20 protein-coding genes are annotated in these 22,039 nt (G+C 67.7%); 14 read left to right on the top strand and 6 right to left on the bottom strand.

The window, feature by feature from the left end:
* The first annotated feature begins 49 nt into the window (after nucleotides 1–49).
* From O5O46_RS33175 to O5O46_RS33145, 7 genes are all read left to right on the top strand, one after another.
* A complete protein-coding gene (locus tag O5O46_RS33175; protein WP_269859377.1) occupies nucleotides 50–967 on the top strand; it encodes a SagB/ThcOx family dehydrogenase in 918 nt (305 codons plus the stop codon).
* 60 nt (nucleotides 968–1,027) lie between these two features.
* A complete protein-coding gene (locus tag O5O46_RS33170) occupies nucleotides 1,028–2,044 on the top strand; it encodes a TOMM precursor leader peptide-binding protein (protein WP_269859376.1) in 1,017 nt (338 codons plus the stop codon).
* Complete coding sequence (locus O5O46_RS33165; RefSeq protein ID WP_269859375.1) at nucleotides 2,037–3,392, top strand: YcaO-like family protein; 1,356 nt, start codon at nucleotides 2,037–2,039, stop codon at nucleotides 3,390–3,392. The genes O5O46_RS33170 and O5O46_RS33165 overlap by 8 nt, the downstream gene beginning before the upstream one ends.
* 2 nt (nucleotides 3,393–3,394) lie before the next feature.
* Complete coding sequence (locus O5O46_RS33160) at nucleotides 3,395–4,165, top strand: CPBP family intramembrane glutamic endopeptidase (protein WP_269859374.1); 771 nt, start codon at nucleotides 3,395–3,397, stop codon at nucleotides 4,163–4,165.
* Nucleotides 4,162–4,674, top strand: coding sequence for a hypothetical protein (locus O5O46_RS33155; protein WP_269859373.1), 513 nt, complete (start codon nucleotides 4,162–4,164; stop codon nucleotides 4,672–4,674). Before O5O46_RS33160 ends, O5O46_RS33155 begins: the two co-directional genes overlap by 4 nt.
* The gene (locus O5O46_RS33150) at nucleotides 4,671–5,735 is read left to right on the top strand and encodes an LLM class flavin-dependent oxidoreductase (RefSeq protein WP_269859372.1); all 1,065 of its coding nucleotides are present in this window, start codon (nucleotides 4,671–4,673) and stop codon (nucleotides 5,733–5,735) included. The genes O5O46_RS33155 and O5O46_RS33150 overlap by 4 nt, the downstream gene beginning before the upstream one ends.
* 90 nt (nucleotides 5,736–5,825) lie before the next feature.
* Entirely contained in the window at nucleotides 5,826–6,542 is a 717-nt protein-coding gene (locus O5O46_RS33145; protein ID WP_269859371.1) for a TetR/AcrR family transcriptional regulator C-terminal domain-containing protein, read from the top strand.
* A 2-nt stretch (nucleotides 6,543–6,544) separates the two neighbouring features.
* Here O5O46_RS33145 and O5O46_RS33140 read toward each other — a convergent pair whose 3' ends face one another.
* Nucleotides 6,545–7,318: a helix-turn-helix domain-containing protein gene (locus tag O5O46_RS33140; protein WP_269859370.1), complete on the bottom strand. Its 774-nt coding sequence runs from the start codon at nucleotides 7,316–7,318 to the stop codon at nucleotides 6,545–6,547.
* Between the two features lie 652 nt (nucleotides 7,319–7,970).
* Between O5O46_RS33140 and O5O46_RS33135 the strand changes: the two genes are divergently transcribed.
* On the top strand, nucleotides 7,971–8,474 hold the full coding sequence (locus O5O46_RS33135) for a helix-turn-helix domain-containing protein (RefSeq protein ID WP_269859369.1): 504 nt from the start codon (nucleotides 7,971–7,973) through the stop codon (nucleotides 8,472–8,474).
* 28 nt (nucleotides 8,475–8,502) lie between these two features.
* Here O5O46_RS33135 and O5O46_RS33130 read toward each other — a convergent pair whose 3' ends face one another.
* Nucleotides 8,503–10,152, bottom strand: a complete 1,650-nt coding sequence (locus tag O5O46_RS33130) for an MFS transporter (RefSeq protein WP_269859368.1) — start codon at nucleotides 10,150–10,152, stop codon at nucleotides 8,503–8,505.
* Between the two features lie 738 nt (nucleotides 10,153–10,890).
* Entirely contained in the window at nucleotides 10,891–11,112 is a 222-nt protein-coding gene (locus O5O46_RS33125; protein ID WP_269859367.1) for a hypothetical protein, read from the bottom strand.
* Between the two features lie 81 nt (nucleotides 11,113–11,193).
* Here O5O46_RS33125 and O5O46_RS33120 point away from each other — a divergent pair, with 81 nt between their 5' ends.
* Complete coding sequence (locus O5O46_RS33120; protein ID WP_269859366.1) at nucleotides 11,194–11,493, top strand: hypothetical protein; 300 nt, start codon at nucleotides 11,194–11,196, stop codon at nucleotides 11,491–11,493.
* A gap of 178 nt (nucleotides 11,494–11,671) precedes the next feature.
* Here the strand turns inward: O5O46_RS33120 and O5O46_RS33115 are convergent, their stop codons facing one another.
* A complete protein-coding gene (locus O5O46_RS33115; protein WP_269859365.1) occupies nucleotides 11,672–12,472 on the bottom strand; it encodes a hypothetical protein in 801 nt (266 codons plus the stop codon).
* A gap of 5 nt (nucleotides 12,473–12,477) precedes the next feature.
* Entirely contained in the window at nucleotides 12,478–12,864 is a 387-nt protein-coding gene (locus tag O5O46_RS33110; RefSeq protein ID WP_269859364.1) for a hypothetical protein, read from the bottom strand.
* Nucleotides 12,865–12,931: 67 nt separating this feature from the next.
* On the opposite strand from O5O46_RS33110, the gene O5O46_RS33105 reads away from it, so the two are divergent.
* From O5O46_RS33105 to O5O46_RS33085, 5 genes are all read left to right on the top strand, one after another.
* The gene (locus O5O46_RS33105) at nucleotides 12,932–17,260 is read left to right on the top strand and encodes a CHAT domain-containing protein (protein ID WP_269859363.1); all 4,329 of its coding nucleotides are present in this window, start codon (nucleotides 12,932–12,934) and stop codon (nucleotides 17,258–17,260) included.
* Nucleotides 17,261–17,728: 468 nt separating this feature from the next.
* Nucleotides 17,729–18,238 carry an XRE family transcriptional regulator gene (locus O5O46_RS33100; protein ID WP_269859362.1) on the top strand — a complete coding sequence of 170 codons (510 nt, stop codon included), beginning with the start codon at nucleotides 17,729–17,731 and terminating at the stop codon, nucleotides 18,236–18,238.
* A gap of 138 nt (nucleotides 18,239–18,376) precedes the next feature.
* The gene (locus O5O46_RS33095; RefSeq protein WP_269859361.1) at nucleotides 18,377–19,066 is read left to right on the top strand and encodes a hypothetical protein; all 690 of its coding nucleotides are present in this window, start codon (nucleotides 18,377–18,379) and stop codon (nucleotides 19,064–19,066) included.
* A complete protein-coding gene (locus tag O5O46_RS33090; RefSeq protein ID WP_269859360.1) occupies nucleotides 19,063–20,217 on the top strand; it encodes an MAB_1171c family putative transporter in 1,155 nt (384 codons plus the stop codon). Before O5O46_RS33095 ends, O5O46_RS33090 begins: the two co-directional genes overlap by 4 nt.
* The gene (locus O5O46_RS33085) at nucleotides 20,214–20,804 is read left to right on the top strand and encodes a phosphatase PAP2 family protein (protein WP_269859359.1); all 591 of its coding nucleotides are present in this window, start codon (nucleotides 20,214–20,216) and stop codon (nucleotides 20,802–20,804) included. The genes O5O46_RS33090 and O5O46_RS33085 overlap by 4 nt, the downstream gene beginning before the upstream one ends.
* A gap of 98 nt (nucleotides 20,805–20,902) precedes the next feature.
* Here the strand turns inward: O5O46_RS33085 and speB are convergent, their stop codons facing one another.
* Entirely contained in the window at nucleotides 20,903–21,901 is a 999-nt protein-coding gene (speB, locus tag O5O46_RS33080) for an agmatinase (protein ID WP_269859358.1), read from the bottom strand.
* Nucleotides 21,902–22,039 lie beyond the last annotated feature (138 nt).

Below are 22,039 nucleotides of genomic sequence, written 5' to 3'. Positions count from 1 at the left end.
GCATTGCTGTCCAGGCCCGTTCCGGCGGTTCACGAATGGATGATGCACCTTGACCTATAGCCCGACCGATGTGCGGGATGCGCTGGTCACCACGGAGGCCCGCGAAGTCAGCCCGCAGGCCCTGGGCGTGGGGCTGCGCACTCACCCGCTCAGGTTTGACAACCACAACGCGTCCGATGCTCTGCCGCGCGTCGCTGAGGAGTTCCTGGTCGCTAGCCGCAACACACGGCACGACCGGGAAACCCAGCTGTCGGTCGCCCACTATTTCACCGACCCGGTCACCATCGCCTTGGCCCAGGCAACGCGCAGTCCGCTTGATGGAGCCAAAAGAATCCAGCTGCCCGAATCCAGGCTGTCTGATGTCTCCTTGGCCCAGGTGCTCGCAGGCCGTCGCAGTGCCCGTGATTTCGCCTCCGCCCCGCTGCCCTTCGGATCGTTGGCGAGCGTGCTCAGGTACGGCGATTCGGAGACAATCGAGGTTCAGTCCCGGTTGGAGTCCGGCGGTGAGGCGGCGCTTCGGCTGCGCACCGCGCCAAGTGCAGGGGGTCTGTTCCCAGTCGAAGTGTGGGTCGTCGCCCGCAACATCACGGAGCTGGAGCGCGGCATCTACCGGTACCTGCCGGATGCCGACGCGTTGGAGACATGGGCAGGGGAGCAAGAGCTGACCAGGCTGTTGTCCTCGTGCGCGGACGTTGCCGGAGACGATCTGGCCGGAACATGCGGGGCCCTGCTGCTGTTCGTTGCTTCCCCATGGCGCTCGATGCGCAAGTACGGACCGCGGGGACTGCGTTTCGTGCTGCATGAGACCGGCTCGATCGCGCAGAACATCCACCTGACAGCGACCGCGCTTGGCTTGGGCAGCCTGGACTACTCGGGCTTTTTCGATGACGAGACTCATCGGGCGCTTGGCATCGACGGGGTGTACCGGGCGGTCGTGCACATGGTGCTGCTCGGCGCTCGTCGTTGACGGCCCCTCTCCCTTCGATTACTTCCTCGGAGTTGACGCATGGCAGGAACAGAAGCCCGTGTGAAGCGTTCCTTCACGGTGGTCGGGCACAGTCCCGATGTCGTCGAGTTGCGCACGGGAGTGTGGAACCCTCGCTCGTACACGGTCACTGATGAGTCGGGCAAGGGCAAGCTGTTCGACCTGATCCGTGGCCTGGACGGCGCCCAAAGTCACAAGGAACTCGCCAAGGCGCACGGGGTGTCCCGCGCCACGGTGGAAGCCGTTGTGGATCACCTACGGACGCTGGACGCTGTCGAATGGAGTCCTGGTAGTGCGCTGGACTCCTACCTGGACCAGATGTCGGCGCTTCGCGTAGAAGACGGTGCAGCCACCAGCCGATCCGAGCGGTGCGTGGTGATGGGCGACGAGCCGCTCGCGGGAGCCATTGCCGACCTCGTCCAGGACGCGAACACAACCAAGGTCGAGCGGCTTTGTGCCGGTAACCGGCTGGCCGAGCGCATAGCGACCTTGGATGAGACCGCCACACATGACGGGCTGAGGCTGGCGCACCTCGCCGAGTCGTTCGCCGAACTGCGCGGCGCCTACATGCTGTGGTCGCAAGGGGTCGTCAACCCGATCCGGTCCCGCGCGTTCAACCGAATAGCGATCGAGCTGGACATCCCGTGGACGCATGTGGCCCTCGACGGGCCGTTCCTGCTCGTAGGCCCCACTATCGTTCCCGGCAGCTCACCGTGCTACGAGTGCTTCGAGACGCGGGTGGTGATGAACCTGCGTGAATCCGCCAGCTACGTGGCCTACAAACAGGCCCTCGCCGCCAGCGCCGTAAAGCATGGCAAGCCACCCATGCTCGCGGCCGTCCGACAGATCCTCGCGGGGCACGCCGCCCTGGAGGCGGTCAACTACCTGAGCACAGGGTCGACGTTCACCATCGGCAAGGTCCTGGGCATTTACCTGCCCACCATGGAAATCGCCTACCAGGACGTGCTGCGGTTGCCAGGGTGTGCTGCCTGCGGATCGGTGCGGGGCCGGGACGACGCGAGCTTGTACTTCGACGCGAGGGTGTGGGCCAGTGAGTGACACGCAACTGGCGCTGAGGGTCTGGCGGGATGAGGACGAACGCGCCGCATCGCTGCAGAGCCAGATGCAGGGCAGGTTGTGCGGGCTGATCACCTCCATCGGAGGGTTGAACAAGCCGCTGCGCTCCCCGCGCATGTTCGTCGAAGGCGCTGATCTCACGGGGGTCCACCTGTGGCAGAACCGCCCGGCGCCCAAGGCCGGCTTCTACCACATCGGCGGCTTTGGCTTCCTGCCGTTCGAATCCCGTATCCGGGTCCTCGGCGAGACGCTGGAACGCTACGCGGGGCACTCTGTGGTGCGAGAGGGCCGCCTACCCGTCGTGATGGCCAGCCACGCGGAACTGGTTGACTGCGGAGAGCCGGTCATCGACTCCGCCGCCCTCAATCTCTTCGATAGCGCCCAGCTCAACCGGGAGAACTTTCCTTACCAGCCGTTCGACCCCAACGCCGCGATGGGCTGGGTCCGAGTGCCCTCCCTCCTCGACCACACCGAATCCTTGGTCCCGGCACAGCAGTTCCTCCTCGGATACGTGCCTGCTGACACTGAGCCCTGGCTGGTCTCGGCGGTGACGACGGGCACAGCGGCCCACACCGTTCCTGACGCTGCGCTACGCGGGGGACTGTATGAGCTGATCCAACTCGACACCGCCATGGGCCACTGGTACGGCAACACCGAAAGCGTGCTGATTGAGGCGGACGAGCGGCTGGCCGCTCTCAAGGGGTTCTTGGACCGGCACTACGCCAGCACTGTCGCGCCGGAATTCCATTACCTTCCGAACCCGGATCTCCCCGGCTTCACCGTGGCTTGCCTCCTGCGTTCGCCGAACAACGCTGTTCCGGCCCTCAGTTGCGGGCTGGGATCGGGGGCGAGCTTGGAGCGGGCGATGTACCGGGCGTTGCTGGAGACGGTCGGTGTCCACGCTCTCGCGGGGTGGAGCCTGCTCGAACACGCCACGGATCCGGCCGCTGGGCCGGTCGAGGACCAGCTGGCGGGCATGTTCGACTTGGAGTCCAACGTCGGCTACTACGCCAGCCGGGACGGCGCGCAGCTGGTGGAGAGGCGGTTCGCCCAGCATGTTCGCAAACCGGCGAGCGACCTGCCCGCAGACGATACGCGCCAGCCCCGCGAGATCGTGCGATCAGTGGTGGACGCATTCCGCTCCACGGGGAAGCACCTGTTTTGGGCGGATCTGACAACCGCCGATATCCGCCAGCTGGGATTCACAGTGATGCGCGTGTGGTCTCCGGACACCCTAAGTCTGCCGCTGCCGAGTGCCCCGCCGGCTGCGCACCCGCGGTTCGCTGACTACGGCGGGTTCGTCAATCCCCTGCCGCATCCGTACCCCTGATCATGCACGCCTATCTGGTCGCCGTGCTGGTGTTGTGGGGGCTGGCGCCGATGGCGCTCGCCTCCCACCTGCACGGCCGGTGGATAGAACCCAAAGCCCCGCAGGTCCCGGCCCTCGCACCCTACTTCGTGATCATGTCGGGGTTAGTGGTTCTGGGGCTGCGGCTGGAGGGACCGGGCATGCTTACCGATGGGTGGTGGCCCGGCTTGGTCGCCTCGGTTCCGCTCGGCTATCTGATCGGCCGCCTTGCGTGGCACACCGACCGAAGGATCACAGCACGCCTAGCCGGGCGCTGGGGGGCGGCGGGCCGGCCCCGCGCCCACCGCGCCAGCGGCCCTGGGCGACCAGTGGGCATCGCTGCAGACGGAAAAGACTCCCGCGAGGTGCGAGAGGCGGTGCCCTCGAACCGCTGGAGCCGAACCGAGCAGGCCCGAGAAACACGCGTTGGCCTTTGGTGGCTGGTGGTTGGGGCGGTGCTTGAAGAGATGGTGTATCGCGGCGCACTCGGCCACATCGCCCTCCGGATAGTGCCGTGGCCCCTGGGGGCAATGGCGTTAGCGGCCGTGTCGGTGACGTTTGCCCTATCGCACTTGCCGTTCGGGTGGGGCCAGGCCATAGCGAAATTGCCGCTATCAGTGTTCACCCTCGCCGCCACCTTGGCCACCGGCAGCGTGCTGGCCGCCGTCATCGGCCATACCTGGTTCAACGTCCGCGTGTTTGTGCACTACCAGACCGCCTTCGGCAGTAAGACGGCAGGAAGGAGGCCACGATGACCGCGGCGGCGTTACTGGCACTGGGTGTGCTTCTCGGAACGGGCGAGTTCGCCATATGCGGCCTGCTGTCCACCATCGTGGCCAGCGCGGTGCGGTACGAGCCGATTGGCGAGGACAACTGGATGGCCATCGTCGGTAGCGACGCGGTCCGCCCCTACCGCGCTCTTGCCCGCAGGCTCCCGACCATGGCGACCGTCGCCGCGTTCGTCCTCATCGGTCTCGTCCAGGAGCTCATGTTGCGGGCTGGCGCCATCGCGGTTACCGGAGGCCGGACAGAGCTGGCGGTGGCTGTGTCGGTGATGGTGTCGCTGCTGGTCATGACGGTACCCGCACGTGGAACGGAGGCGAGATGTCTCGCTGCCGTCGTCGGGACGGTGACCGGATGCGTGCACGCCCTGCTGTACAGCAAGACGCACACCGTCCTTCCACTCGCCGTGGCCAATGCCGCTTTCGTCTCCCTCACTTCCCTGCAACCGCCCAACCAATCACTTTCAGGAGGACCTTCGTGAAGCACGGGATATCGCTACTTCCAGACTGCCGACCTCACCACAGGTCAGCGAGAGACTACTTCGCCGATGCCCTGCGTGTATCGCGGTTGGCAGACCAACTCGGCTTCGATTATGTGAAGATGACCGAGCACTACCTGCGTGATTACGGCGGCTACTGCCCCAGCCCGCTGGCCTTCCTCTCGGCCGTGGCCGCTCAGACCAGCCAGATCCGCCTAATGACGGGAGGGATCCAGGCATCATTCCACCACCCCGTACAACTCGCCGCTGATACAGCCCAGTTGGACGCGATCAGCGGTGGCCGCCTTGAAGTCGGCTTCGCACGAGCCTGGTTGCCTTACGAGTTCGACGTGTTTGGCATCGACTTGGACGACAGCCGCGCCAAGTTCACCGCGACCATCGAGGCCGTCCGACGGTTGTGGGCTGAGGAGAAGGCATCGGAAGATACGCCGTTCTTCCGCTACACCGATGCCACCTCGCTGCCTCCAGTCACTCAGGCGCCCCATCCGCCAGTGTGGGTCGCCGCGGTCCGCTCACGGGAGAGCTTCGCGTGGATCGGGGAGAAGGGCTTCTCCTTGCTGATCGCCTCCCCGCCGAAGGAGGATGAACTGCCGCGCATGCGCGAGATGGTCGAGGTGTACCGGGAGACGTTCGAGGACCAACACGGGAGTGCGGGCCTTAAGCCGCGGGTTGGACTGAGCGTGCCGCTGTACGTCGCGGAGTCGGACGAAGAGGCCTACCGTGTGGCGGCGCCGTACTTACGGGAATACCTCCAGGTGTGGGGTGAAGCTGCGAACTCGTGGACCGGAGTGAAATCGACCGCCTATCCCGGCTACTCGACCCCCGGGAAGACGTTTGTGGGCGCGTCCGAGGAAGATCTACGCAGCAACGCGACTGGCGTGGTGGGCAGCCCCGAAACTGTGCTGGAGAAGATCGAGTGGCTGCGCGAGCAGCTGTATCTGGACATGATGCTGTGGCAGATTGACTACGGAGGGCAGGAGGCGGCGTCGATGGAACGGAACGTGCGGCTCTTCGCGCAGGAGGTCATGCCGAAGGTCGGCTGAGTACTGCCAGGCGAGACAACTAGCCACCCGCTCGTCTAACGGTGTTAGATGGCGGGTGGCCGCAGTTTGCGTGGATGAGGAGGACGAGTGGTGGCGGACGCGGGTGCCCGCAGACGAGCAGTGATCAGGCGCCGCACCGAGCCACGCCTCGAACGGGATCCGGTGACCGTCGACCGCATCGTCTCCGCGGCATTCGAGCTTGTTGAAGCCGACGGGCTGGACCGGCTGAGCATGCGGAAACTCGCCGAGCGGCTGGGCATCCAGGCCCCGACCCTGTATTGGCATGTCAAGGACAAGCATGACCTGATCGACTTGCTGGCCGAGGCCCTGTTCGCTGACTTCCCCTTCGATCAACTGCCCGTCACTGGGGATTGGAGGGATGGCCTGAGTACGTTCGGGCACGCCTTCCGTCGCTACCTGCTGTCCAAGCGAGATGCGGCACAGATCCTCGCCAACCGGTTCGTGCTCGGCCCCCACATGCTGAACCACCTCGAACGGCTACTGGGGTGGCTCCGGAACGCCGGCCTAGCGGACCGCGAAAGTGCTGACGCACTGATCATGTGCCTGGTGTACATCCACGGGTTCGTGCTGTGGGAGACCACGCCGATGTCCGGTCCCGTCGCCAGGGGTGAGGCCCCCCGCGACTACCTCAAGGAAGTCCGTGAGGGCCTCCAGGCGTTGTCGCGGGAGACATTCCCTCACACCGTGGCACTCGCCGACCAACTCACCAGGGCCGGAAACGACGAACGGTTCGCGTTCGGTCTAGCCTGCCTACTCGACGGCATCACGGCCCAGACCCGGTCGTAGCCTTACGGGTGATCGACCGTCGGTGGAGTAGCCTGCTGCGGCTCCAAGGGAACCAGCGAGATGATCTTGTGCCCGGTCAGGTACCGGGGAACGGTCTCCACCACGGTCACGCGCGGCCCCCACGCCGGATGGCAGAACGGGCGCGTGATGACAGCATCCGCCAGGGGGTGGGCATCCATGCGCCGCCACACCCGCCGTAGCCGCTCGTCACGGGTGATGGCACGCAGCAGGTACTTGGGCCAGTCCGCGTCAGGATGCACCTCGGACGCGGTGCGCAACTCACCGAGCAGAGGCGCTGCCCATGCATCGTCCCAGTCGCCGAGAAGCGTGTCGCGGACCTGTGGAGTGAGCAGCACCTGGCGCATGAAGCTGTCTTGGCCGACATCCGCTAAAGGGAGCTTGCGGTAGGCCCCGTTGGAAGCGACGATCTGCCAGGCGGGATCCACGACGACGGCTGGGCATCGTTGTACCGCCAACAGCTCCGCGAACGCGGATGCATCCTCCAGCGGGGCGCTACGCAGCGGTGGCGGATCATGGCGCACGGCGAGCATGTAGAGCGTCCAGCGTTCACGCGCACCCAATTTTAGGATGACAGCGAGCTCGTCCAGGATCTCAGTGCTGGGGTTGCGGATACGCCCTTGTTCAAGGTTCCAATATCCGCGGGGCGATAAGTGTAATCGTTCCGCCATGGTCTTTTGCGAGATACCAACACGGTCGCGACATCGCTGCAGGAATGTCTGGAGTTCTCGGTGCCTCGGCATGGTTGCCGTGATCATCAACCCCCCTTGGAGCCGTGTATGCCTTAACCGTTGCAGGTCCGGGATACACACCTGTGCCTTCTTGTGGGTGTAAATTCGACGGTCAGCCCCGTCGCCACCACTGAAATATCTACATCCGGCGCCCTGTTGGCCGAGTGCGCACCCTTGGACGCGGGAGTCTCGGCCACTTAACGCGGGGAAGCATGGACAGGCAGTCGGGTGTGTCCCAACTTACGATGAGGAGGCATGGCGACGGCAAGCAGAAACGATTCTCTGCGGTCTCGTGGCCCTTGCATCCGTAGCTCCCCCGGCGGCTCGCGGACTACTCGCGGTGTCCACTGGCGAACAAGGTACGTCCCTCTGGCTGTTCACCTCGGTGGAACCCTCGACATCCAGTTAATCACACGAGTGAAATTCACTCAACATAGTTACAGTGGGTGCCCACGTCTCAACAAATGGCTAGTTTTGCTCTTGCAGATGATCAAGACCCCAACTTACTGCCCGCTAGCTCACCATGGGGCTCCTTTGACATGGGTGCCAGGGCAATGCCGGCTAAGCAATATCGATGCGCAAGGTTCTAACGGGCAGAAAAGACGGGGGGACTAATCGGTTGCGCATGGTATATTGCTTACACGGGGAACTAATAGTTGCTCGGGCGGAGGGGCTGCGCATGATGGAACTGGCAGGCCAGACCTTGGCCGACAAACTCAATTATCTCTTCGCGGCAACCAAGTCACCCGCAGGGCGCGAGTACAGCAACGAGCACGTCGCGGCGGCCATCCGCAACACAGGGGTCATGATCTCGCAGAGCTACATTTGGCAGCTGCGGAAGAGCAAGAAGACGAATCCCACCCTCAGTCACCTGCAGGCTCTTGCTGACTTCTTTAGCGTTCCAGTTGCCTACTTCTTCGACGACCAAACAGCCGATCGGGTCACCAAGAAGCTGGCGTTACTGGAAGCGGAGATAAGTCGTTTCGACAGGATCATGGGGGATGGCCAGGTACAGCTGATTGCGATGCGCGCCGCCCAGTTATCGCAAGCTCGGCGCCAGCAGGTCATGGACCTGTTGGAGGTTGTTTATCGACTGGAGCTCGCGGAACGCCGTGGCCTAGCGTCGGAGGCTGGACGCCCGGAGATGCAGAATGGCGAGGAAATGCGAAATGGCCCCATCTAGATGATGGAGCCATTTTCGCGAATTCCGATCAGCCAATAATGACTGCGTCTTGGCTTTGCTGCTCAAACTCCGCCAGTTCCTTGCCTCGCACGTTTGGTAGCGCAAACGCGATCAGGAAGCAAGTGGCGAACAAGGCGATTTGCAGAATTAATGTGTGCTGTACCGACCACGCGAAATTGACTCGATTTGCCTGTTGCGCGGATGTGGCGAGAACGTGGCTGGCTCCTTCCGCGTGACCAAATTTTCGAGTGTCCGCTTCCGCCAATCGGCAACTGGCCGGTGTCACGGAGGTGTCTTTTTCACTGGCCCGGTCGCGGAAACACTTCCCATATTCCCGGACGCTGATTGCGGCATCAGAGGCAGAAAGCCCTGCCGTCGACAGTTGTCGGGAGATGGCGGGTGCCTGGTGTGCAGTGACAGTGTTGGAGTGCCAACCAAGCATCCCGAAAAAGAGGGTGCCAAGGACGGCGATACCGACGGCACTGCCGAACTGCTGGACCGTGGTGAGCGTCCCCGAAGCTGACCCTGCGTGGTAGGCAGGCACCTTCGCGAGGATAAGTGTCACCAGCGGGGTGACCGTCAGCCCGAACCCGAGGCCGGCGACAAGCAACGACGGCAGCAGTTGCAGGGTGCGAAGGTCTGTTCCATGCTGCCGCACAGTCCACATGATCCAGCACGTGCCAGCGATGAGCAGACCCAGCCCGATGTGCAGGATGTTTCGGCCAAGGCGTGGCGCGAGCGCGATCGATACCCCAGAACCCAGGCCGGAGCCAAGAGCGTAGGGGACGAGGGCGACACCGGTGTACAGCGCGGAGTAGCCGAGGCCGGCCTGCATGTACACGCTGAAGATCAAGAAGAACGGGAGGAAGGCACCATAGAAGAGGAGAATGAGCACCAGTCCGCCAGTGAAACCCCGGTTCTTGAACAGGCTCATGCGGATGAGGGGGGCGCGACCGACACGTTCTCTGTAGTGCTCGTAGACGGCGAACATGAGCAGCCCGCAGACCCCCGCGCCCAGCATGCCGATCAACCACTGCGGCCAGCCCATGTCGCGTCCTTGGACAAGGGGATATACCAGCGCGCCGATGCTGATGGAGACCAGCGCGACGCCGACCCAATCGATCGGGTCCGGCTCCTCGGCGCGTGACTCAGGCATGTAGCGCATCGCCAGCAGAACGGTGATGACGCCAATGGGGACGTTGACAAGGAAGATCGGCCGCCACCCCCAGTGAAACAAGTCGGCTTGGATGAGTAGCCCGCCAACGAGAGGTCCGGTAATCGCCGCCAGCCCGATAACACCGCCCAACGCTCCCAGAGCGGCGCCCCGTTGCTTGCGCGGCACGGTGACCTGGATGACGGAGTAGACCTGCGGGTACATCAAAGCGGCAGTCAGTCCCTGCGCTAACCGCGAACCGACCAGCATGCCCGGTGTTTGAGCAGCACCACACAGCAGAGATGCAATGGTGAAACCGGTCATGCCAAGTAGGAACATACGCTTGCGTCCACACCGGTCACCGAGTCGTCCACCAGCGACCAAGAGCACGGCGAACGCCAGCGTGTACCCGGCAAGCACCCATTGGAGCTGGCTGTATGTGGTCCCTAATCCCCTCTGGATCGCAGCAACAGCGACGTTGACGATGCTGACGTCCACCAACTGCATGAACGCGGCGACCAGCACGAGAGCGATAACAAGCCCTGTGCGGGGACTCCTGGCGTGTGGCCGGTGCGTTGGAACCGCCCGGGTACCGGCGTGGGCCATGGCACCCTCCCCCTTCATACGTGTCGGAGCAGGGGCGCGCCCCCACACCTCTAATGGTGTTAGTGAACCCTATCGCTGTTAGGGCGCGCAAGGAGATAGCTCCGTCGTCGGTAAGACGAAACAGCATCAAATGCACAAAGGCCTATGAAAGTAACGTGCTCAACGTGCTGTGACGCGATCCTGCTGGCGGCCGCGCGGCTCTCGCCTGTAACAGATCTGTGAGGCGTGCGGCGTACACGATCACCCACGCCTCCTCGGCGACCAGCACGGCATCCTGAGTCGCCACCGTGTGCGATTGGTGCACCGCCGACAGCACCAGCCTCCCCCTCGACCATGCAACTCGGGTCCACCACGCGCTGCGTGGCGGACGTACTGGGGCCCGGAGGTAGCGGGGCGCGCGATCAAACACCAGGCACGGGCATGGGATTGCGGCTGCACGGGTGCAACTCCTCGGGAGACGCCGGGTGATCAGTTGACGTGGGCCTGGGGGTGTGTCAGGCCTGCGTGGCGATGCCGGGAATGGTGCGCTGTGCGGGTCACGTGAGGGTGAGGGCCGCTTGACTAGCTCCCGCTTCGACCAGTGGGTGGCACCCTCGGGGACCGCCCGGTCTGCCCGCGGCCGCCGCGTACGCCCGCTGGGCCGCGGACCGACCCGAACTACCCGAACCGCCCGCCCTCACCGCCGCCCGGACACCAGCCCTTCCGCCAGAGCCGCCCCGGGCTTCCGGCCTGACCGCCATCGGACTGCGGCGCCTGGCCGCCGACGCCGCCGCCCGCGCCGCCCGGCTGCTGGCCGGCGACACCACATCCCTGGAACTCACCCAGCACCAGGACGCGTTGCGCCTGGCCGCCGCCCACAGGGACGCCGAGTGGTTCCACAACATCCAGGCCAGAACGGGCATCCGCCCAACCGAACTCGCCCGCCTCACAAGGGCCTGGCGGAACGGTGGTCCCGCCGGTGTGACCGCGGCCGAGAAGCCGTTCACCCCGGAGCCCGCAACGATGGCCGCGGCCCGGACCGCGCTGACCCGGGCCCTACAGGACGTGGATGACAGCAAGGCCCAGCCGCGACTGCGCGCGTGGCGCAACCGCCTCACCCTGGAAGGAGCCGGACTGCAACTCCGTCTCGGCCCGGACATGCGCTGGCATCCGTACGAGCGTGAGGACTCCGAGTGGTGGCCATGCGCCGCAGCCGACCCGGACCCGGTCGCTGCCCTCGCCGCGGCCTGGGAGAAACGCCGGGAATCCGCAGGCAGTTGACACCTGAGGCCGCCGGGAACCGGCGCCGCCAGATGGTGTTGTCCGCAGCGGTGCGGCCGCACCGCCACCCGGCGTCACAAGTGCGAACATGCCGCGTGACCTGGACGGAGGCGGCGGCGCAGCCCGACGTCATGCCTCCGCCCCCGGCCGGTTGACGCGAACCGGGAGTGCCCGGCCCTCATCCCTCGCCGTGTTGCGTCATGAAAACCGCCTCCGTGGTCCTGCACAACCGCCCTACCGCCTCCCGCAGTGACTGCCAGGAGTGCAGCCCGACCAGCGCCCCGGCCGGGGCCGCCGGCCACCAGCAGGTGCCGAGGAGGGTGAGGGCGGTGCTCCACGCCAGGGCCTCGCAGGCCGCGTCGTAGGCGTCGCGGGCGTCGCTCAGGGCGGTGCGGGAGGTGTCCGGCACCACCAGCAGCAGCTTGGGCCACTCACTCGCGACGTCGAGTCCCGTCCCCGCTTTGACGTGCGCCTCGGTGGCGCGGAGCCGGTCTCCCGACCAGGTGGGGGAGCTGGGCCTGGTCGACGCGGTACGGGCGCGGCGAGCGTCGAGCCGATCGGCGCGGAGTGTCCTCCCCGCGGCTCGTGCCCGGACCGCCTCCTTCCCGATGTCCTCGGGATGTGTCCAGCACCGTTCGCGCCACGCGGTCAGTCGCCGCCCCAGTGGCATCAGCCACCAGGGCCAGGCCCCCGACGCCAGCGTACCGATCGCCCGCGCGACGACCGGTACCGCGAACGCGGCCGCCACCACCGCCACCGCGTAGAGCACGAGCGACGCGACGGCACGGGTGGACGTGCCACCGCTCACCCGCAGCGCACCGGCGATCCGTTCGCGGGCGAGACCGAGGTCGTCCCAGTGGCGCTGGCCGAGCTGCCCGCCGCCCACGGCCGCGATCACGACGAAGAAAGCGGCGGGCAGCAACCGTCGCAGGAACCACCCGTCGGGTATGCGCTTTTGGAGTTCGACGAGCAGTCCCACCGGGCTCAGCCGTCCACCAGTCGCATCGGCTGACTGGCCAGGGCGCACACCGGCGTCTGCGCCTCCGCTCCCTCGCGCAGGTCAACCCGGGCGCAGCGGCCCGTGGGACAGATCCAGCCGACGGACCGCGGCGGTGGGCCGGACGGCCAGCCGCCCGCGCCCATCGTGGTACGCAGGCCGATCCCGCCGGGGATCCCGGCCGCCTCGGCCGCGTCGTGCAACTCGCGGACGGCGTCCCGCCATTCACCGGCGGAGGGGTCACCGTCCCGGACGACCGCGAAGGACGGCTCCCACAGTTCCGGGCCGATCAGTTCGCGTAACGCGTCGATGTTGCGGCAGAGGTACTCGACGGCGTCCTCGTACACCCTGTGCGCCTTCGCCCCGTCCCCCACCGCAGACTCCCTGAAAGTCCGGAGAAACACTGCCCCCTGATGCGCGGATCAGACTAGTGTACGAGCGGTGACTGAGCTTCAGGACCGGGTTGTCGCACGCCTCTTAGCAGCTCAGAACGCCGGGGATGCCGCGGCGTTACGCGAACCGGACCCGGTCGGTGATGCGTTGGCCCTGCTGCGCGAGGCGGCGCCATCGCCCGAGGAAACGATTGATCTCGCCGCGGTCGCCGCCGTCTGCTGGACCTTCTGGCTCCGCCACCTTGGCCCCGAGGACCCGGACGCGCAGCAGAACATGACGATCACGTTGAGTGCCTTCGGGTTCCTGTGTCCACGGGTACCCGCGGACGCACAGCTTCCGCAGCCGCTGCGGGACGCCTTCGATCCAGCGGATCCGGCGCATGACGCACGGTTCGCGTACCTCGTCAGCTCGGCGTACGGCGATGCCGTCGGCAACGCGCCGGACCTCACGGAACCCGACCGGCTGGCCGCGCTGGACCGTGCCCTTGCCTGGTCCGAGACGGCGCGCCAGTCACTGCCGGAAGGCCACGAGGGTTACGCCGAGTTGGCGTTCCACGCCCTCGGGCTCGATGTGATGCGCTTCCAGCTCGCGGCGGACCCGGACGCCCTCGCCTCCGCGGCCCGGCACGCGGGAGCGGTGTGCGAGCGGTTGCCGTCCCTCGGCCCGGCGGCGGCCGAGGCTGCCGACGTCGCCATCGGGACCCTGCTGGACGCCGCGCGATTACTCGGTGAACCGTCACTCGCCGAGGTCGAGCGGCTGGTCGAGGCGGCCCCCGAGGACGCGCTCACCCCGAAGGCCGCCGACGGGCTGCGCTTCTTGCGCGAGCTCCACGCCGCACCCACCAGCTGGCCGGGTGAACGGGACCTGCGCGTCGGCTCGGCCATCGCCGAAGCGGGCGCGCGGGAGCACGACGCGGGCCGGGTCGCCTGCGGCGTACGACGCCTGCGCGCCGCACTCGCGCAGACCCCCACCGGCCATCCGGCCCATCCCCTCGTCGCCGCCGCCCTGGGCCAGGCGCTCGGGGCCTTCGCACGGGAACGCGACGACAACGCGGCGGCATATGAGGCGCTCGAACTGCTGGCCACCGTCGGCGCGACGGGCGCGATGAGCGACATGGACAGGGAACTCCTCACCGACCTGCGGACATTGACGAAACTGGCGGACGGCGACGATCCGCGTCTCTTCCAGGCCGCCCGCCCGGCGATCGGCCGGATCATCGAACGGCTCAGGGCGAGTTCCACGCCGGACGGTGAGTCCATTGCGGACATCGACCTCGAAGTCCTCGACACGGCCACCGCGATCACCTCGGGCGCGGTGTCCGACGAGCGGATCGCCCGGTATCGCGCCGCCCTGGCCGCGCTTCCCGCCGAACAGCCGAGGCGTTACGCCTATGTCGCCGTCCTGGCCGCCCTCATCGGGGCGCGCGGGCAGGAACTGAGCGGGACCGAACCGGACAGAGCCGCCCAACTCGCCGCCGAGGCAGGTGCGTTGACAGAGGAGGTGGCGGCCGTCGCCCCGGCCGACTTCCTGCCGCTCGGCCTGCTGCGCCGCGGCATGTTCGACGCCGCGCTGCCCGTCGCCCTGTCAACGGTCCCCTCGGTCGGACCGGAGGACGGCACGGTGAGCGGTGAGTTGGCCAGGACGGTCTCCTTGATGTCCCGCCTGTCCGACGTCCAGTTCGACGGGAGCGAACACCTCGAATCCGACATCGCGGTGATACGGGGAATGCTCGCGGACATCGGCGAGGAGGACCCCTTGCGCGCGTCGTTGTCCGGGATGCTCGGCATCGCGCTCTCCGCCCATGCCACCGCACACGGCGATCCCACCCCTCTCGACGAGGCCGTCACGCTGCTGCGCCACGCGCGCTCGCACGCGTCCGACCACCCCGCGGAGCTCGATTCGATACTCGCGTACGCGCTCACCATCTCGCCCGTCGGGCTCTTCGACGTGGAAGCGGCGCGAGAGGCGTCGGCACTGCTCGCCACCGCGGCGGCGAACGGGACCGCCACCGGCGGAGATCTGGCGTTGTTGTCGGCCCGTACCGAGTTCTTCAACGCCCTGCAGATCTATCTGGTCGGCCATGAACCCGGCCAGCTCGCACGTGCCCGGGAGCTCGCGGGACGGTTCAAGGAGCTTGTCGGCGAAGCGGCGCTCCAGCACGGGGACCGCTATCCAGGGCTCGCTGTGGCGGGCGACGCCCTGCTCAACCTGGTCGAAACCGTCGGGCCCGGCGGCGGTCCGAACCCGGGCATCACCGACGCCCATGTCGACCAGTGCAGACGGACGTTCGCGGCGTGTCCTCCCGGTCACCCGACGCGGATAGTGGCCGCGTCCACGCTCATGCGGGCGCTCGTCCAGCGTGCCCTCGCGGTGCGCGCCGCCGATCCGGATCGTGCGGCGCGCCTCGCGGCCGAAGCCGAGGAACTGAGCGGCACCGTGGATGAGCGGGCAACCGACGGCTGGACCGACGTGATGCGGGCGTACATCGGTGGCGTCGGCCAAGGCAGCCCGTCTCCGGTCTCGGCGACGAACCGGTCACCCGAGACCCCGCGGCATGCCCCCGCGAACGCCGTGGAGGCCATGCTGACGAGTCTGCGGAACCGCCTGTCCGGCATCGACGACCCCACCGCGAGGCGCGACCCCAGGATTCCGGCGTGGTTCCGGGCACACGATGAACTCGGGGCCGCGGCCGGTGCGTTGGCGAGGGCGCCGAGCATCGATGTGGGCCTGGAGCACCTCGAAGCGGCTGTCGAGGCCATGGCCGACGTCACCGACCGGGGTAGCGACCAGCGGTCCGCGGAGCACGGTCTGACGACGTTCGAGGGGGACATCCGCTCGATCATCGAGCTGGTCCTGTTGCGGGCCCTCGGCCAGCAGGCCGCCACCGTGGCGCACGACCTCGTGCGGAACCTCAGGGCGGCCCTTGAGGAACGGCGTCCGCCGGATGCCTTGCCCGAGTTGGAGCCCCTGTCGCGGGTGGTGGCGGGGCCCTACGTCGACCGCGCCACCGAACTGCTCGAACGTGGGCGCGGGCTGCTGCTGTCCCGGCGGATCGAGGCCCGCGCGGATCTCAGCGAACTGCGGTCGGCACACCCCGCGCTGGCCGATGACTTCGAGCGGCTGGCCGACCAGCTCGGTGCCGAGCCCGATGCGCCCGTCACGGCACCAGCAGGGCACGCCGAGTGGTCGCGGCTGGCCAAGTTCCGCGCGTCGCGGGAGCTCGACGAACTGGTGAAGCGGATCCGCTCCCACCCCGGGTTCCACGGCTTCCTGCGTCCGCTCTCCGCCGAGCAGTTGCGCTCTCTCGCGGCCGAGGGCCCGATCGTGGTGCTCAACCACGCGCGACGCTACTGCCATGCCCTCGTCGTGACCGCCGACGAGATCACGGCGCTTCGTCTCGATGCCGAGGCGGACGAGATCGCCGACGCGGCCCGGCGGCTGTGTGACGCCGTCGACGCCATCAACGCCCATGGTCCGGTGCGGCCGTCCCCGGCGGAACTCATCGCCGCCGGTGCCACCGTCCGCGAGACGTTGGCGTGGAGCTGGCACAAGATCGTGCGTCCGGTCCTCGGTCTCGTCGGGACGTGCGAGCGCGTATCCGACGAAGGCCCGTGGCCGCGGATCTGGTGGGTGCCCACGGGGCCGTTCAACGCCCTTCCGCTCCACGCGGCGCAGTGCACTCTGCTCGACTGCGAACTCGACGGCTGCGGCGCGGCGTTGGACACCGTGGTGTCCTCGTACGTGCCCGGTTTCCAGATCCTGGCGTACGCGCGCGCCCGGACCGAGCACCGCGACACCGCCCGCAGCGGCAGCGCCCTGCTGGTCGCGGCGCCGGAGGACGAGCTGCCCGGTGTCGCGGCGGCGGCCGACTACGCGGCCGGACTGCTCGGCGCGCCTGAGCCACTGGTCGGCGCCGCCGCCACCCGCGCGGCCGTCCTGGCCGCGCTCGGCAGCACCCCCTGGGCGCACTTCGGCTGCCATGCGGCCGGCGACCCGATGGAACCGTCCGGCGCGCTGCTCCATCTGCCCAGCGGTGAGCCGCTGTCCGTCCTGGAGATCTGCCGGGCCCGGCCGCGGTCGGCGCGGCTCGCCTTCCTCGCGGCCTGCGGCACCGCGCGCACCTCCGAGCGGCTGTCCGACGAGGCCATCCACATCACCAGCGCGTTCCTTCTCGCCGGTTTCCCCACCGCGGTCGGAACCCTCTGGGAGATCGACAGCACCCACGCTGACCAGGTGACCCGCGCCTTCTACCGCCGTATGACGGGCGACGGCACCGACGCCTCCGCCCACGCCCTGCACCACACCGTCCGAGACCTCCGCCGTCGGATCCCCGACCGCCCCCACATCTGGGCCGCCTACGTGCACGCGGGGACGTGAGCCAGCGGCGCGCCCGCCCCTCGCGGGCAGCGCCCTCGTCCGGTGGACAACCGTCTGGACGTCCGACGCCGGGCCAGGACACGGGAGTTGCCCGCCTTCGCCGTGGGGTACGCCGGGTGGCTCACCGGCCTGATGAGCCGCATCGTGGGCCGCTGAAGCGCGGTTCGCGGTCCGAGGCCACGGCCTCGGACCGCTTTCCGTGCACCGCGTTCCAGTCGACGTCGACGCGCAAGCCAGTTAGATGTTCCCCCGTCACTGACTCCCCCCGGTGCGTCTAGCGAACTAGATGCGGTGCCAGGAACATACCTTCGACACCAACGCCTCTGTCAAGTCAACTAGATGAAACGGCCTGAGTGATGGGCTGTCAGGTGACAGATTCTCTCTAGTTGAAAGGATGGGGATAATGAGAGCCTGTAGACAGACGGCACGGACAGCACGGGCGCGGGGTGGGGAGTAGTGATCAAGGCGATGGGTGACCAGGCTCCGACTACCGAGCCGCGTACGATCGCGCAGAAGCTCGACTACCTGATCCGGGAGATCCATCCCAAGGGGCGCGGCCCGTTCACGTACCAGGAGATCGCCGACCAGATCCGGCAGCGGGCCAACGAGGGCGACCCGACGGTGTCGCACGGCACGGTTCAGGCCATCCGCACCGGCAAGGTCACCAACCCCGGAGTGGACTCGCTGCGGGCGCTGGCCGCGTTCTTCGGGGTGCCCACCGCCTACTTCCTGGACGACACCGTCTCCGGCGCGGTGGAGGCCCGGATCCGGGAGATCAAGCAGAGCGCGGAGCAGGCCGACGCCGGCGACGAGCTGGCCGACGCGCTACAGGACCGGGAGGTCCGCGCCGTCGCGTTCCGGTTGAGCGGCCTGTCGGCCAAGTCGCTGCGTGGCATCAAGGGCATCGTGGAGGGCTTCCGGCAGGCGGAGGGGTTGCCGGAGGTGAAGCCGCAGCGGACCAGACGCCGCAGAGGCTGACCCACCGCGCCCCGCCTCGTGCCGACCGGCACATTCCGCTTACAGTACTGGTCGCGAGTGGTTTGGGTGCGCTCCGAAACGTTCTGCGGTCCGCCCGGCCGGTTCTGGTGTCGGGTGGCTGAAATGAGGCGGGAGCGGATGAAGTGGTGGAGACGTCCACATAGACAGCCGTTCGCCGATCTCACCGAACGGCTCACCATCCCCCAGCCGTTCAGCCTGGAGGATTTCTGCGCGAGCATCGCGGAGCAGCGCGGCCGTCCGCTGCACCTGCTGCCGCTCGACGGCCCGATGGACCCGAACCTGCCCTGCGGCATCTGGCTCGGCCTGGACTCCGCGGACATCGTGTTCTACGAGGCGAGCGCGGCCGACATCCTCAAGGTGCACATCGTGCTGCACGAGATCGCGCACATGCTGCTCGGCCATGTCGCCCCCGAGCTGGACATCACCGGTGACGCCACCGAGGCCGAACTCCACACGGCCACCGAGCACTTCGAGAACCTGCTGTCCCGTACCAGCCAGGCGGTGCATGATGCCAGCAGCCCGTCGCTGCCCATCGCGGACATCATCCGGGCGGAAGCCGCGCGGATCCGGACCAGCGCCGCGGCGGCCACCGAGCGGGACAGCGAACTGGGCCTGTCGGCCGACCGCATCGTCCATCTCCTCGGCCGCACCAAGTTCGCAAACCGTCAGGAAAAGGACGCGGAGACACTGGCCACGCTGATCCTCGAACGCGCCAGCCGCAACGAGACAGGCTCCACGTCGGACGAGGCCGCGGATGTGCTCTCCCGCCTCAACGACGCCTTCGGACACCCGGCACGGGGGCTATGAACACCGTCAAGGAAATCGTCCTCGCCCTGTTGTGGGCGGTCACCCTCTGGCGACTGCCCGCCGCGGTGCGCGTACCGCGGCAACGCGCGCTGTGGACCGCGTTCGCGTCCATCGCCGCCGCCTCGACGCTGGGCGAGCCCGGCGTGGTCGACCACGTCGACCAACTGGCCGGGGTCCACAACCTCTCCACCCTCGGCAAGAACCTGCTGGGCATCGTCGGCTCCGCGGCCATCCTGGACTTCGTCGTCGCCATCGCCCGGCCGAGGGCGCTGCCCAGGGCCCGCCGCGCGCTGACCGTGCTGGCGACGGTGTCCATGACCGCGATGAGCGTGCTGTTCGCGCTCACCCCGCGGCCGTCCGAGGTCAGCGACTTCTACCAGGCCAACGTCGGCTCCCTGGCGGGCACTGCCTACTGCATGGTCTTCACCGGCTGCCTCGGCATCGCCATGACGGTCGCCACCTGGCTGTTCTGGGCGTACAGCCGGCACGCCGGGGCCGCCTGGCTGCGTACCGGGCTACGTCTGCTGGGCGCCGGAACCGCCCTCGGCGCCCTGTACAGCCTGCTGCGCACCGCCCTGATGCTGCTGGGCTTCCTGCATCCGGGCGTCATCAACGCCCCGGCCACCACGGTGGCGGACGCGGTGGAGAACGCCGCCATCTCCCTGATCATCGTGGGCAGTTCACTGCCCGCCGTCGGAGTGCTGTGGCGCTCCGTACGCGACTGGTGGGCGCTGCGCCGCATCCAGCCGCTGTGGGCCGAACTGACCAGCGCGGTACCTGACATCGTGCTGGACGCCCGCTCCCGCCTGACTCCCCGGGTGCGACTGCACCGTACGGTCATCGAGATCCGCGACGCGGTGCTGGTGCTCTCGTCGTACGTACCGGAACACGTGCGCAGGCAGGCGGAGCACACCGCGGGTCTCTCCGGTGTCCAGGGGGACCGGCGCACCGCCCTGTCCGAGGCGATCTGGCTGCGCACCGCGTGCGCGGCGAAGCTCGACGGCGCCGACATCGTCGGCGAGTCGGAACGTCAGGCGACCGCGTCGGCCACCATGGCCCTCGACTTCGACGCGGAAGTGGCCCGGCTGCTGATCCTCAGCGAGGCCTACCACTCCCCCGCGGCCCGCACCCATGCGAAGGAACAAGCGTGACCCTTCTGACCGAGACGGAATCCCGACCGGCTCGCCTGATAACCGACGGTCTTGAGCCCAAGAACTGGATCATCGCGGTGTCGCTGCTCATCGGCTGGCACGCGGACCGCCTCGCCGGGGTCGGTTGGGGCGTGTTCGCCGCGGTGTTCGCGGGCGGCATTCCCACGCTGTGGATCAAGTTCGGGCAGCGAATGGGATATTGGGGAGACCGCCACGCCCGCCGCCGTCAGGACCGGCTGATCCTGATTCCGGGCGTGGTGGTCTCCGTGGTGCTCGGCATCGTGCTGATGGCGTTTCTGGGCTCGCCCCGGGAAATGCTCGCCCTCGTCGCGTCGATGCTTTCCACACTGCTGGCGATCCTGGCCATCACCACGGTGTGGAAGATCTCCGTCCACACCGCGGTGTCCGCTGGCTCGGTGGTCATGCTCGCGCTCGCCTACGGCCCCTGGCTGCTCGCCCTGTTCCCCCTGGTCGCCGTCATCGGCTGGTCCCGTGTGGCCCTGCGCGACCACACCCTCGCCCAGGTCATCGCGGGCACGGCCCTGGGCGCGACGGTGGCGGGAGCGGTTTTCGGGGTGTGGGGATAAGCCGGAGCAGCCGGACCGAACCCCCGTCAGTCGTCCACGCTGGCCAAGACCGAACAGCCCGGGGCACGGCGGTGCCCCGGACTGCCCGTAGCGGTGGGCTACTTGCCGCCGCGCTCGCCCGACCAGCGGGCCGGGCCCATCTGGCGGGACATGATGGTGATGAGTTCGTACGCCGTGTGGGAGGCGGCTACCGCGGTGATCTCGGCGTGGTCGTAGGCGGGGGCCACCTCCACCAGGTCGGCGGAGACCAGGTGGCAGGAGGACAGGCCCCGGATGATTTCCAGCAGTTCACGGGAGGTCAGGCCGCCCGCCTCGGGGGTTCCGGTGCCGGGGGCGTGGGAGGGGTCCAGGACGTCGATGTCGACGGAGATGTAGAGCGGGCGCTCACCGATGCGTTCGCGCAGCTGCTGCACCACCTCGTCCACACCGCGCCGCATCACATCGGCGGACGTCACGATGCCGAAGCCCAGCTTGGCGTCCTCGTCCAGGTCGTCCTGGTGGTAGATCGGGCCTCGGGTACCCACGTGGGACAGGGCGGAGGTGTCCAGGATGCCCTCCTCGACCGCCCGCCGGAACGGCGTACCGTGGGTGTACTTCTCACCGAAGTGCGTGTCCCAGGTGTCGAGATGAGCGTCGAAGTGCAGCAGCGCCACGGGGCCGTGCTTGCGGGCCACCGCGCGCAGCAGCGGCAGCGCGATGGTGTGGTCACCGCCGAGGGTCATCAAACGGGCCCCGGTGTCGATGAGTTCACCGGCGGCCGACTCGATGGTCTCCACCGCCTCGTTGAGGTTGTGGGGGTTGGCGGTGATATCCCCCGCGTCCGCGACCTGGGCGAAATGGAAGGGGTAGACCTGCTGCGCCGGGTTGTACGGGCGCAGTTGGCGCGACGCCTCACGTATCGCGTTGCCGCCGAACCGTGCGCCGGGCCGGTAGGAGACGCCGGAGTCGAAGGGCACCCCGACCACCGCGATGTCCGTCTCCCCCACCTCGTCCAGCCGGGGCACCCGGCCGAACGTCGCCAACCCCGCGTACGTCAGGGTCCGTTCGGTCACTTCCGGTCCACGGGGTGGGATCACGCCGTTGTTGAGCGGGGCCATGGTCGTAGCGGTGCCTTTCTTCGGGAGGAGGGGGCGGTTTACGTGGGCGGGTTGCCGTGCTTGCGGGACGGGAGGTCGGCGTGCTTGGTGCGCAGCATCGCCAGGGAGCGGATGAGCACCTCGCGGGTCTCGGCCGGG

The sequence above is a fragment of the Streptomyces sp. RPT161 genome (genome assembly GCF_027533845.1).
GTDB classification, from domain to species: Bacteria; Actinomycetota; Actinomycetes; order Streptomycetales; family Streptomycetaceae; genus Streptantibioticus_A; species Streptantibioticus_A silvisoli_A.
The sequence above is the reverse complement of the archived record's forward strand: the minus strand, read 5'-3'. Positions and strand labels throughout refer to the sequence as shown.

What these genes read in the sequence shown, in the direction of transcription:
- O5O46_RS33155 (WP_269859373.1), top strand. Translation starts at nt 4,162, where the DNA reads ATGACCGCGGCGGCGTTACTGGCACTGGGTGTGCTTCTCGGAACGGGC.
- O5O46_RS33160 (WP_269859374.1), top strand. Translation starts at nt 3,395, where the DNA reads ATGCACGCCTATCTGGTCGCCGTGCTGGTGTTGTGGGGGCTGGCGCCG.
- O5O46_RS33135 (WP_269859369.1), top strand. Translation starts at nt 7,971, where the DNA reads ATGATGGAACTGGCAGGCCAGACCTTGGCCGACAAACTCAATTATCTC.
- O5O46_RS33140 (WP_269859370.1), bottom strand. Translation starts at nt 7,318, where the DNA reads ATGATCACGGCAACCATGCCGAGGCACCGAGAACTCCAGACATTCCTG.
- O5O46_RS33095 (WP_269859361.1), top strand. Translation starts at nt 18,377, where the DNA reads ATGAAGTGGTGGAGACGTCCACATAGACAGCCGTTCGCCGATCTCACC.
- O5O46_RS33100 (WP_269859362.1), top strand. Translation starts at nt 17,729, where the DNA reads ATGGGTGACCAGGCTCCGACTACCGAGCCGCGTACGATCGCGCAGAAG.
- O5O46_RS33090 (WP_269859360.1), top strand. Translation starts at nt 19,063, where the DNA reads ATGAACACCGTCAAGGAAATCGTCCTCGCCCTGTTGTGGGCGGTCACC.
- speB (WP_269859358.1), bottom strand. Translation starts at nt 21,901, where the DNA reads ATGGCCCCGCTCAACAACGGCGTGATCCCACCCCGTGGACCGGAAGTG.